Origin of the sequence: Caulobacter sp. Root487D2Y (genome assembly GCF_001427165.1) — a bacterium.
In the GTDB taxonomy this organism is placed as follows: Bacteria; Pseudomonadota; Alphaproteobacteria; order Caulobacterales; family Caulobacteraceae; genus Caulobacter.
This window is the reverse complement of sequence record NZ_LMFD01000010.1, coordinates 426271-438269: the sequence shown is the minus strand read 5'-3', so window position 1 is coordinate 438269 and position 11999 is coordinate 426271. Positions and strand designations below refer to the sequence as shown.

Genomic DNA, 11999 nt, shown 5'->3' with positions numbered 1-11999 from the left:
CGTCCCGGCGACATGCGCGACTTGAGGTTGGATCGCGCGAGAGAAGGCGCTCTATCCCCGACTCTGTGCAATCTTGGGTGAGTGTTACTCGCAGAACGTTGTTATTATTGAGGAATAGATTCCGCAGGTGCGACGTTGCGCCACAGCACGGTTAATGTCGCGGAAACCTCGCCGCCTTCACTGGTTAACCGTGCGACGCTTGCTTCTGGCTGCGGCTTAAAAATTCGTGGTCCATCAAGTTTGCGTCGCGGTCCAATCTGGAGCGCGGCCATGAAGTTCGGCGACCTGAAAATTCCGCATAAGCTGCTGGCGGTTTTCGCCGTGATGCTTGCGACCATCGCGGTGATGGGCGTGGTGCTCTTCGTCAACCAGATGGAATACGAAGGCTCGGTCCAGCGCACGGAGCGCGCGCACCAGGCGCTGCGCGCCGCCGACACCGCCGCCTTCCGCCTGACCCGCCAGGAAAACTCGCTGCGAGGCTTCCTGCTCTCGGGCGACGAGTACTACGTCAAGCGGCTGGAAGAGGCTCACAAGCCCAAGTTCCTGGCCGCCGTCGACCAACTGCGGACCCTGGCCGCCGGCGACGAGGCTCAGCTGGCCCGGATCGCCGCCGTCGAGGACGGCTACGCCAACTACCGCAAGCTGGCCATCGAGCCGGGCGAGACCCTGGCCCGCGATCCGGCCACCCATCAGCAGGCCGTCGACCTGGTCAAGCATGACGGCGTCGCCGACCAGGCGGTCTCGGTGGTCGAGGACGCCATCGAGGCGATCGTCAACACCTCGGAAGCCGTCGTCGCCGCCGAAGCCGCCGCCCAGAAGAAGTCGTCGCTGGAAGCGCGCCTGACCCTGCTGATCGGCACGGCCATCGCCATCGCCATCGCCTTTGGCGGCGGATTGCTGCTGTCGGGCGCCATCGCCGCGCCTGTGTCGGCCATGACGGCCGCCATGCGCCGTCTGGCCTCGGGCGACAACGGGATCGACATTCCGGCCACCGGCCGCAAGGACGAGATCGGCCAGATGGCCGCCGCGGTGGTCACCTTCAAGGAAGCCGCCCTGGCCAAGATCCGCCTGGAAGCCGCCGCCGAGGAGACCCGCCTGGCGGCCGAAGGCGAGCGCGCGGCCAATGACGACGAGCGACGCGTGGTCGCCGCCGAGCAGACCGCCGTGGTCGACGTGCTGGCCTCGAACCTGGCGCGGCTGGCCCAGGGCGACCTGACCTGCAGCATCGACGCCGAATTCACCGGCCGCTACCGCCAGTTGCGCGAGGACTTCAACCTGGCGGTCGTCAAGCTGCGCGAAGCCATGGAGGCGATCATCGTCTCCACCAACGGGGTCCGCAGCGGTTCCGACGAAATCGCCGACGCCTCCGACAGCCTGGCGCGCCGCACCGAACAGCAGGCGGCCAGCCTGGAGGAGACCGCCGCGGCGCTGGACGAGATCACCGCCACGGTGCGCAAGACCGCATCGGGCGCCAAGGAAGCCTCCACCGTGGTCGCCACCGCCCGCACCGACGCGGAGAAGTCGGGACGGATCGTCGCCCAGGCCGTTCAGGCCATGACCGAGATCGAAACCTCGTCGGCTCAGGTCAGCCAGATCATCGGGGTGATCGACGAGATCGCCTTCCAGACCAACCTCCTGGCCCTGAACGCCGGGGTCGAGGCAGCCCGGGCCGGTGACGCCGGCCGCGGCTTCGCGGTCGTCGCCCAGGAGGTCCGGGCCCTGGCCCAGCGCTCGGCCGAGGCGGCCCGGGAGATCAAGACCCTGATCTCGACCTCCACCCAGCAGGTCGGGGCCGGGGTCGACCTGGTCGGCCAGACTGGCGACGCCCTGCAGCGCATCGTCATCCAGGTGGCCTCGATCGACGAGCTGGTCACCGAGATCGCCGCCTCGGCCGTCGAGCAGTCGACGGGCCTGCAGGAGGTCAACAACGCCGTCAACCAGATGGACCAGGTGGTGCAGCAGAACGCCGCCATGGTCGAGGAGGCGACGGCCGCCAGCCACTCGCTGAAGAACGAGGCCAGCCAACTGGCGGCCCTGGTCGACCGCTTCCAGGTCGGCGAGGCGTCCGCCGCGGCCCCGGCCAAGCGCCCGCCCGCCGCTCGTTCGGCCCACGCCCGGCCCGCGACCTTCGTACGCCCCGGCAGGTCGGGCGGCGCCGCGACCGCGGTCAAGGCCAACGAGTGGCAAGAATTCTGATCGGCGTCCCCTCGACGATCGGATGACGGAAGGCTCCCCGATGTCCCTCGGGGGGCCTTTTTCCTATCTCAGTACCAGCCCGCTTCGCGCAGCGTCCGGGCATAGGCCCGGCTGACCGGCGCCTCGACGCCGTTGGCCAGGGTCAGGGTGGCGCGGCCGTCGCCGCGTTTGGCGTCGCGGACCGCGGCCTTGGCCACCCACCACGAGCGGTGGGTCTGGGCGCCCTCGATGCCCTCCAGCTCGGCCACGGCGTCCGACAGCCGCAGCAGGATCAGGTCCTGGCCCTTGGAGGTGTGCAGGCGCAGATAGTGGTCCTCGGCCTCGACCGCGTAGATCTCGCCGCCGCGCAGGCGCGGGGGCAGGCGCTCCAGGAAGCGCGGCGGCGGGGCCTCCGGCGGCGCGGCGTGGGTTTCGATCGGGCGACGGGTGGCCAGGGTCATCAGGGCCGTCATGCCGCTGGTCATCACCAGGGTGACGCCGAAATAGGTCGCCAGCACGCGCGGCGTCAGGCGCGCGTGGCCGCCGGCGAACCAGACCAGCGCCGTGAACAGCGGCGTCAGCACCGCCACGATGACCAGGGCCCGCCACCAGGTCGAGCCCAGGCCGGGCCAGACGCGGCCGACGATCTGGGCCGTCGTCGCGCCCAGCACCGCGCCCAGGACCGACAGGCCGATCCAGTAGGCCAGCCGCGGACCCAGCGGCATGTCGAGGGTGCCCAGCGCGCCGATCAGCGCCAGGAAGGCGCCGGCGACCACGGCGACGGCCAGCGGGCGGACATAGATCTGCAGAAAGGCCGGGACCGACGTGTTCGTTGGCGCTTCGCCACTGGCGGCGGCCCGCCGTTCACGAACTGCCGACGCTTTCTCACGCACCTTCGGATGACCCCTGCCGCCGTCGATCCTAAGCCGGATCCGACCTTGATCGCCCTACCACGGCGCGATCGCTTCGGGAGAAACAAGATGTCCGACACCAGCCTGTCAATCGGTCCGGCCCGCTTTCTGCGCATGGTGGTCGTCGGCCTGGCCGTCACCGTGGGCCTGATCCTGGCGGCGGGAGCGGCCCGAGGTCACGGGCCGGCCGCGATGCTGGCCGGCTTCCTGCATCTCAAGGGACAACTTCACACCCCAAACTTCGGGCTGCTGGCGGTCGCGCCGATCCAGATCAAGATTCACGTCGCGGCGGTATCCACGGCCCTGGCCATCGGGATCGTCCTGATGCTGGGCCTGAAGGGCAATACGGTTCACCGCACGCTCGGCTGGATCTGGGTGACGGCGATGGCGACGGCGGCGATCTCGTCGCTGTTCATCCATCGCGCCAACGCCGGAAGCTTCAGCTTCCTGCACCTGTTCGCGGGCTGGACCCTGATCGCCCTGCCCATGGGCGTGTTCGCCGCCCGCAAGCACAAGGTCCGCCTGCACGGTCGGACGATGACCGGGCTGTTCGTCGGCGGCCTGCTGATCGCCGGCGCCTTCGCCTTCCTGCCGGGCCGGCTGATGTGGCAGGTCGTGTTCGGCTAGAGGTCCAATGGGCGGCCGGGACGCGCCGCGCTTGCCAGGTCCGCGATAGGAGGCCTACGAACGGTCAAGCAATGCGCGGACCACAGAGCATGACGTCGCAAGTTCGAGCCCCTCGCGCCCAAGCGGCCCTTACCGCCAAGCCGGCCGGACGCGGCCGACCCTCCAAGGCCACCGGGCGGGACCTGAAGGAGACCATCCTCGACGCCGCCGAGGGGCTGTTCGCGCGCCACGGCTTCCACGGCGTCACCATCCGCCAGGTCGCCGCCGAGGCCGGCGTCGACACCGCCCTGATCCACTACTATTTCGGCGCCAAGCGCGAGCTGTTCGACTCGGTGTTCCTGCGTCGGGCCGAGATCCTCAACACCGCCCGCGGCCTGTCGATGGACGCCTACGAGAAGAGCCACGCCGGGACGATGACCGTCGAGGGGGTGATCGAAGCCTTCATCGAGCCGCTGCTGCGCATCTCCCAGGACGGCGGCCAAGGGTGGAAGAGCTATTTCGCCCTGGTGGCCCAGGTGAACAACACCCCGGCCTGGGGCGGCGAGACCATGGCGCGGTTCTTCGACCCCGTCGTCCACCGCCTGGTCGAGACCCTGAAGGTGGTGCGTCCGGACGCGGAATATCGCGACCTCTACTGGAGCTACCAGTTCCTGACCGGCTCGATGATGCTGGCCCTGTCGGAGACCGGCCGCATCGACTCCCTGTCGGAGGGGTTGTGCCATTCCAGCGACCTCCCCGCGGTGCGGGCCCGGCTGTTCGCCTACTGCGCCGCCGGCTTCGAGGCGGTGATCGCCCGCGCGCCGCAGGGCTGATTTCTCAACCTTTCCAAAAGCTTGAACAGCCTTGCGTCTTGATTTCATCAGATGATGAAAAAAAGCTGGCGCAAAGCTCCGGTCTGGGTGACAGTGTTATCCAATTCGCGGACAAATGAATTCGCGGAGGCCGGGAAATGCGTCCGTTCAACGGGCCGATCCGGCACGGGACGGAACGCATAGGGGAGGGGAAACCCAATGAAAACGATGCTCAAGCTGGCGTTGCTGGCTGGCGCGGCCTGGTCGGCCGCCGCGACCACCGTGGTCGCTCAAGAAGCGCCCGCCGGCGCCCCAACCAGCGCTGGGGCCGCGCAGGTCGAGGAACTGATCGTCACCGCCCGTCGCCGCGAGGAAACCCTCAAGGACGTGCCGGTCGCCGTTTCGGCCTTCAGCGCCGAGACCCTGGAGCGCCAGGCCGCCAACGACATCACCACCCTGTCGCAGACGACGCCGAACATCACCGTGCAGACCGCGCGCGGCTCGAACTCGACCCTGATCTCCTACATCCGCGGCATCGGCCAGCAGGATCCGCTGTGGGGCTACGAGCCCGGCGTCGGCCTCTATGTCGACGACGTCTACATCTATCGTCCGCAGGGCGCGGTGCTGGACGTGTTCGACGTCTCGCGGATCGAGGTGCTGCGCGGCCCGCAGGGCACGCTGTACGGCCGCAACACCATCGGCGGCGCGATCAAATACGTGACCAATCGCCTGGGCGACGAGGCCGGCGGCAAGGTTCGCGCCACCTACGGCAGCTACAATCAGACCGACCTGCTGGTCGAGGGCCACACCCCGGTCGCCGGCGGTCTGTCGGTGGGCGGCGCCTACGCCCTCTACAAGCGCGACGGCTACGGCAAGAACCTGACCACCGGCGCCGAGCACTACAACAAGGACGTCCAGGCCATCCGTCTGAGCGCCGAATACAAGCCCACCGAGGACCTGTTCTTCCGCCTGGCCTATGACAAGGTGGAGGACGACTCCAATCCCCGCCACGGCCACCGCGAAGTGCCGGCCCTGGTCGGCGGATACAAGGTGCTGGACGTCTACGACACCCAGGCCGGCTTTGGCGACGACAACTCGGTCGAGACCGAGGGCGTGGCGCTGACCGGCGAATATCACGCCAGCGAGAGCCTGACCTTCAAGTCGATCACCGCCAGCCGCAAGGGCCACACCGACACCGTCATCGACTTCGACGGCACGCCGGTGAACACCCTCGACGTTCCGGGCACCTATGACGACCGCTCGTTCTCGCAGGAACTGCAGGCGGTCTATTCGGACGAGACCGTCCAGGGGGTGTTTGGCCTCTACTACATGAACAGCCAGGCCTCGGGCGAGTTCGACACCATCGCCGGCAATCTGGGCGTGGCGATCGCCGACGGCGGCAAGGTCAGCACCCAGAGCTTCGCGGCCTTCTTCGACGTCAGCGCCAACTTCACCGAGCGCTTCAAGATCTCGCTAGGCGCCCGCGGCACGCGCGACCACAAGCGCAGCAACACCTTCCGCTACTACTACCTGGGCGCCACGCGCACGCCTTTCCAGGGCGGCACGCCGCGGCCGATCCTGCAGGTGCGCACCAACTACAGCGCCGAGAAGACCTTTTCGGAATTCACCCCGCGCCTGTCGGCCTCGTACGAGCTGACCGACGAGCTGAACAGCTATGTCTCCTATTCGAAGGGCTACAAGTCCGGCGGCTGGGACATGCGCGGCGACGCCTTCCTGACCCCCCAGACCGTCAACGGCTACAATCCCGAAACGGTCGACGCCTACGAGGCGGGCCTGAAGGGCAACCTGTTCGACCGCCGGGTGTCGTTCGCCTCGGCCATCTTCCTGTCGAAGTACAAGGACCAGCAGGTCACCACCCAGGTGGTCGTGCCCTCGGGCATCGCCAGCTCGGTCGACAACGCCGGCGCCTCGACGCTCTACGGCGCCGAGTTCGAAGCCAAGGCGGTGTTCGACCAGCACTTCTCGGGCACGGTGGCCCTGGGCTACATCCACGCCAAGTACGACACCTTCAACCGCTTCGTTCCGGCCGGCGCGCCCAATCCCATCGACCCGTCGCAGACGATCCCGGCCGGCGGGCAGGTCGTGAACGTGGCCGATCTCTACGGCTTCCAGAACACCCCGGAATGGACGGGCAATGTCAGCTTGAGCTGGCGCGGGGCCCTCGCCGGCGGCGAGCTGACGGTCACGCCGATGGTCAGCTATCGCGACAGCTACCAGCAGTTCGAACTGCCCCTGCCGCTGCTCGACCAGAAGGCCTTCACCCTGATCGACCTGACCGCCAGCTGGGCGCCCGAGAGCGGTCGCTACCGCATCTCGGTGGCCGGCAAGAACCTGACCGACGAGCGCTATCGGATCGGCGGCTACAACTTCGCCGGCGCGACCTACAACAACTCGGTGATCGGCTTCTACGGCCCGCCGCGCACCTACTCGGCCTCGCTCGAGGTCAAGTTCTAGATCCTTTCCACCCCTCGACTGACCGGCGGCGGCTTGCTGAAACGAGCCGCCGCCGTTTCTTTGTCCACCTTACGAATCTCGGCGGGACCCCGATGAGCGACACCAAGATCCAAGCCGCCGGCGGCTCGCGCTACCGCTACGTCGTGCTGGCCATGCTGATCCTGGTCTACACGCTCAACTTTCTGGACCGGCAGATCCTCGGCATCCTGGCCAAGCCCATCAAGGAGGAGTTCGGCCTGACCGACGGTCAGTTCGGCCTGATGAGCGGCCTGGCCTTCGCCCTGCTCTACACCACCCTGGCCATACCGATCGCCTGGCTGGCCGACCGCTTCAGCCGGGTGTGGATCATGACCACGGCCCTGACCCTGTGGAGCGGCTTCACCGCCCTGTGCGGCTTCGCCGGCGGGTTCCCGCAGCTGTTCCTGGCCCGGATGGGCGTGGGCATTGGCGAGGCGGGCGGGGTGGCCCCGGCCTATTCGATGCTGTCGGACTATTTCCCCAAGTCTCAGCGGGCCCGGGCCCTGGCGGCCTACGCCTTCGGCATCCCCCTGGGCACGGCGGCCGGGACCTTGGTGGGCGGCCTGCTGGCCGTGCATTTCGGTTGGCGCACGGCCTTCATCGTGGTGGGCCTGCTGGGCGTGGCCCTGGCCCCGATCTTCCGCCTGGTCGTGCGCGACCCGCGCCGCGGCGGGGCCGACATGGCCGCCGGCGACACCACCACCGTCCAGGCCCCAGCCGCGCCGCTGGGCGAGGTGGTTCGCGTGCTGGCCGCCAAGCCCAGCTTCTGGCTGCTGGCGTTCGGGGCGGCCTCATCCTCGGTCTGCGGCTACGGGGTGGCCCTGTGGCTGCCCTCGTTCTTCATGCGCAGCCTGGGCCTGACCCTGCGCGAGACGGCCTGGTACTATTCCGGCATCGCCTTCTTCGGCGGGCTGATGGGCATCTGGCTGGGCGGAGCTGTGGCCGACCGGCTGGGGGCCAAGTCCAAGGCCGGCTATCCGCTGACCCCGGCCGTCGCCTTCCTGATCTCGGTGCCCTGCTTCCTGCTGGCGATGAACAGCGGGTCGCTGGTCGGCGGCTTGGGTGGCCAGGGGGGCGGCGTCGCGGCCCTGGCCCTGGCCTTCGCGATCTTCCTGATCCCCACGGGGCTGAACCTGGCGTGGCTGGGACCGATCACGGCGGCCGTGCAGCATCTGGCCCCCGCGCCGATGCGCACCACGGCCTCGGCCCTGTTCCTGCTGATCAACAACCTCTTGGGAATCGCGGTCGGCACCTATTATTTCGGCCTGGTCTCGGACCTGCTGAAGCCGGCGTTCGGCCAGGAATCCCTGCGGTGGTCGATCTATACCGGCATGGGCTTCTACCTGGTCGCGGCCCTGCTGTTCTTCCTGGCCTCGCGCCGCCTGGCGCGCGACTGGGTGGAGTGAGCCGGGGTTCGAATAGACCCGCCGCCGAAAACGCCACCGTTCCGACACGTTCAGGTTTCAAGAGCCCGCTGACGAACGCGGGACCGCGACCATGGGCAGTGACGAGCGGCATATCTTCCACGACCCCACCGGACGGCGCGACCGGAGGATGCGGTTGATCCTGGGGATCATCCTGTCGGCCCTGGCCGCCATCGTCGCGGCCTTCCTGGCCACCCTGGCCTTCGCGCCGCGCCTGCCGTCGGTGACCTTGCGGGACCCGCATGTCCTGTCCTCGCTGCACAAGGAGTCGGCCCACAGGCTGAAGCCCGAGCTGGCCTGGCGCAAGGTTCCGCGGCCGACCGCCGCCGCCCAAGGCGAGGGCGCGGCCCAGGTGCGGCCGATCAGCGTCGGCTTCTATGTCAGCTGGGACGAGGACTCCCGCGAGTCCCTGCGCCGCAACATCGACAAGCTGGACGTGGTCTCGCCGCAATGGGTGGCGCTGAGGGGTTCCGACGGCGACGTCGCCCTCGACGACGATCCCCAAGGCGTGGCCCGGATCGCCGCCGCCCCCAACCATCCGGCCGTGCTGCCCCTGGTCCACAACTCGGCCAACGCCGCCTTCAACGGACCGCTGGCCGACGCCCTGCTGGCCAATCCGAAGGCCCGGGCCAAGTTGATCGCCGGTCTGGCCGACCTGGCGGTCAAGCGCGGCTACGGCGGCTATGTCTTCGACCTGGAGAACCTGTCGCCGAAGGGCCTGGCGAACTATTCCAAGCTGCTGAACGAGGCCCGGGCGGTCCTCAAGGCGCAGGGCCGCGAGGTCTGGGTCACCGCGCCGTTCGACGCGCAGGGCTGGCCGCTGAAGGCCTTGCAGGCCGCCTCCGACACCCTGGTCCTGATGGCCTACGACCAGCACTACGCCGGCGGCGATCCTGGGCCCAACGCCGGCCAGGACTGGTACGAGAGCGAACTGGCCAAGCGCTTCGCCAACCTGGATCCGGGCCGCACGATCCTGGCCCTGGGCGCTTACGGCTACGACTGGACGCTGAACAAGGCCGGCAAGGCCGTCGCCGGCTCGCCGGCGACCTTCCACGAGGCGATCCGCAACGCCCAGGACGCCGGCGCGACCATCGACATGGACGACGACGCGCTGAACCCGACCTACGACTATGTCGACGACAGCGGCGACAGCCACGAGGTCTGGTTCCTGGACGCCGCCACCTTGTTCAACCAGGTCAAGGTCACCGACGCCTGGAAGCCGCGCGGCTATGGCCTGTGGCGGATGGGCATGGAGGATCCGGGCGTCTGGAGCGTGCTGGGCAAGCCCTACGGCCGGGCCTCGGCGGCCGGCTTGGCCCGCATCCCGAGCGGTGCGAGCGTCGACTTCGACGGCGGCGGCGAAGTGCTGCGCGTCTCGGCCCTGCCCACGCCCGGCAAGCGGACCCTGGCGTTCGACCCCGACACCGGCCTGATCGCCGACCAGACCTACGACGTCCTGCCCAGCTCCTACGTGATCGAGCGCTATGGCCAGAAGCCGGGCCTGGTGGCCCTGACCTTCGACGACGGCCCCGACGCGCGCTGGACGCCGAAGATCCTCGACATCCTCAAGAAGAAGAACGCTCCGGCCACCTTCTTCGTGGTCGGCGAGAACATGCAGGCCCGGCCCGACCTGGTGAAGCGCGAGGTCGCCGAGGGCCATGACGTCGGCAGCCACACCTGGACCCATCCCAATATCGGCGAGACGCCGATCGCCCAGACCGACGTCGAGCTGAACGCCACCCAGCGGCTGTTCGAGGTGATCACCGGCCGCTCGATGCGGCTGTTCCGCCCCCCCTTCTTCGGCGACGCCGAGCCGTCGACCCCGCACGAGGTGGCCCCGCTGGTGATCGCCCAGACCCTTGGTTACATGGTCGTCGGCCTGCGGATCGACCCCGACGACTGGCAGAAGCCCACGCCCCAGACGATCATCGACCGCACCCTCCAGCGCCTGGACCATCCGGGCGACCGGCCGGGGCAGGTGGTGCTGCTGCACGACGCGGGCGGCGACCGCTCGCGCACGGTCGCGGCCCTGCCGGGCCTGATCGACGCCATCCGGGCGCGGGGCTACCGGCTGGTCACCGTCGGCGAGCTGGCCGGCATGAGTCCGGCCCAGGCGATGCCGGTCAGCGGCCGCGATCCGGTGGCCCTGGGTCTGGACCGGGTGGGTTTTGGCCTGTTCCGCGGCGTGAAGGTTCTGCTGACCACCCTGTTCCTGACCGCCATCGCCCTGGGCCTGGCGCGGCTGGTGTTCCTGGCGGGGCTGGCCCTGGTCCATCGCTGGACGCACGAGAGCCCCGAGAACCTGGATTCCGAGACCGGACCGCTGGTCAGCGTGCTGATCCCCTGCTTCAACGAGGAGAAGGTGATCGCCGCCTCGGTGGCGCGGATCCTGGAGTCGGAGTGGAGGAACATCGAGGTCCTGGTCCTCGATGACGGGTCCACGGACGCCACCGCCGACGAGGTCCGCCGGACCCACGGCGACAATCCGCGCGTGACCCTGCTCAGCTTCGAGAACGGCGGCAAGGCGCGGGCGGTCAATCGCGGCCTGGCCGTGGCCAAGGGCGATTATGTCGTGGCCCTGGACGCCGACACGCTTTTTCCGCCGAAGACCATTGGGCGCCTCGTACGCTGGTTCCAGGACCCCCGGATCGGGGCGGTGGCCGGCAACGCCATCGTCGGCAACCGGATCAACATGGTCACCCGCTGGCAGGCCCTGGAATATGTCACCGCTCAGAACCTGGAGCGTCGGGCCCTAGCGGCCCTCGGCGCGGTGACCGTGGTGCCCGGCGCGGTCGGCGCTTGGCGCAAGAGCGTGCTGGACGAGCTGGGCGGTTATCCGGCCGACACCCTGGCCGAGGATCAAGACCTGACCATCGCCTGTCAGCGGGCGGGTTGGAAGGTGGCCTTCGACCCCTCGGCCCAGGCCTTCACCGAGGCTCCCGACACCGTGAACGGCCTGCTCAAGCAGCGTTTCCGCTGGTCGTTCGGCACCCTGCAATGCGTCTGGAAGCACCGCGCGGCCCTGTTCAACCCCAAAACGCCCGCGCTCGGCTTCGTGGCCCTGCCGCAGATCTGGCTGTTCCAAATCCTGCTGGCGGTCGCCGCGCCCCTGGTCGACCTGGCGGTGGTCTGGAGCCTGATCTCGGGCCTCTACGGCGCGATCGCCCATCCGATGGAGTGGTCGCCCGACGACACGATCCGCGGCCTGCTCTACTGGGCGGTGTTCATCCTGGTCGACCTGTCGGCCGGCGCCCTGGGCATGGCCCTGGAGAAGCGCGCGCCCTGGGCCGACCTGCCGTACCTGCCCGTCCAGCGTTTCGGCTACCGCCAGCTGATGTACTACGTGGTGGTCAAATCGGTGCTGACCGCCGCGCGCGGCGGGCGCGTGGGGTGGGGAAAACTCGAGCGCCGGGCGACCGCGACGGTCAGGCCCGGGGTATGACAAGGCTGTCATTCGCGATTGCGAGTGGTAGCGGTACCTTCTTTCGTCATGACCAAGGGTCAGCTTGACCCTTGGGAACTCCTTGTTCGGTGAAAAAGCCCAAGGAGTTCCGGGCTTGCGCCAGTTGGGCCCACTT

At 68.7% G+C, this 11999-nt stretch carries 7 protein-coding genes; 6 read left to right on the top strand and 1 reads right to left on the bottom strand.

The window, feature by feature from the left end; translation table 11 throughout:
- Positions 1-270 precede the first annotated feature (270 nt).
- Positions 271-2196: a methyl-accepting chemotaxis protein gene (locus ASD38_RS11905; RefSeq protein WP_056460288.1), complete on the top strand. Its 1926-nt coding sequence runs from the start codon at positions 271-273 to the stop codon at positions 2194-2196.
- Between the two features lie 68 nt (positions 2197-2264).
- Here the strand turns inward: ASD38_RS11905 and ASD38_RS11900 are convergent, their stop codons facing one another.
- Complete coding sequence (locus ASD38_RS11900) at positions 2265-3068, bottom strand: LytTR family DNA-binding domain-containing protein (protein WP_082554711.1); 804 nt, start codon at positions 3066-3068, stop codon at positions 2265-2267.
- An 87-nt stretch (positions 3069-3155) separates the two neighbouring features.
- On the opposite strand from ASD38_RS11900, the gene ASD38_RS11895 reads away from it, so the two are divergent.
- The 5 genes from ASD38_RS11895 to ASD38_RS11875 all read left to right on the top strand — a co-directional run bounded on the left by ASD38_RS11895 (position 3156) and on the right by ASD38_RS11875 (position 11863).
- On the top strand, positions 3156-3713 hold the full coding sequence (locus ASD38_RS11895) for a DUF2306 domain-containing protein (RefSeq protein ID WP_056440260.1): 558 nt from the start codon (positions 3156-3158) through the stop codon (positions 3711-3713).
- 89 nt (positions 3714-3802) lie between these two features.
- Complete coding sequence (locus ASD38_RS11890) at positions 3803-4525, top strand: TetR/AcrR family transcriptional regulator (protein WP_056440262.1); 723 nt, start codon at positions 3803-3805, stop codon at positions 4523-4525.
- Positions 4526-4723: 198 nt separating this feature from the next.
- Entirely contained in the window at positions 4724-6979 is a 2256-nt protein-coding gene (locus ASD38_RS11885) for a TonB-dependent receptor (RefSeq protein ID WP_056440264.1), read from the top strand.
- 92 nt (positions 6980-7071) lie between these two features.
- The gene (locus ASD38_RS11880) at positions 7072-8403 is read left to right on the top strand and encodes a spinster family MFS transporter (RefSeq protein WP_056440266.1); all 1332 of its coding nucleotides are present in this window, start codon (positions 7072-7074) and stop codon (positions 8401-8403) included.
- A 148-nt stretch (positions 8404-8551) separates the two neighbouring features.
- Positions 8552-11863 carry a glycosyltransferase gene (locus tag ASD38_RS11875; protein WP_235523824.1) on the top strand — a complete coding sequence of 1104 codons (3312 nt, stop codon included), beginning with the start codon at positions 8552-8554 and terminating at the stop codon, positions 11861-11863.
- Positions 11864-11999: the final 136 nt, after the last annotated feature.